The sequence below is a fragment of the Poseidonocella sp. HB161398 genome, from assembly GCF_005870025.1.
GTDB lineage: Bacteria > Pseudomonadota > Alphaproteobacteria > Rhodobacterales > Rhodobacteraceae > Mangrovicoccus.
In genome coordinates, this window is sequence record NZ_VATA01000291.1 from 1 (window position 1) to 564 (window position 564).

Here is a 564-nt window from a genome sequence, read left to right on the forward strand (position 1 = left end):
GGCTTCGCTGCCGAACGGCTGATGGAGCTGGAGGTCGGCGCCAGGACCGGTGCTGACTATGGCGAGAAGAACAGCGAGCGCCTGGCGCAGCGTAACGGGTATCGGGATCGGGACTGGCGGGTAAGGCGGATCAGGAAACGATCCGGGGGATCGTTTTCCCGCCGAACGGCCGGCAGCGTCGAGCTGCGCATCCCGCGCCTGCGCACCGGCTCCCATTTCCCCTCGTTCCTCGAGCCGCGGCGCTCGGTTGAGAGTTCGCCCGCGAACGCCATCGGTCCGAGAGAGCGGGCGGACGCTGACCGCCGTGATCCAGGAAGCCTATGTCCGTGGCGTCTCGACGCGCTCGATGGACGACCTCGTGCAGGCCATGGGCGGCACTGGTGTATCGAAGAGCCAGGTCAGCCGCCTGTGCGAAGAGATCGACGAGCGTGTCGACGCCTTCCTCACGCGACCGATCGAGGGCGAATGGCCCTACCTCTGGATCGATGCCACCTATCTCAAGGTGCGCCAGGGCGGGCGGATCGTATCCGTGGCGGTCACGCTCGCGGTGGGCGTCAACACCGA

The 564-nt window shown here is 67.2% G+C and carries 1 pseudogene; it reads left to right on the plus strand.

Annotation, left to right across the window (positions count from 1 at the left end):
* Positions 1-564 (plus strand): annotated as a pseudogene (locus FGX59_RS37305) (transposase); the annotation flags it as partial.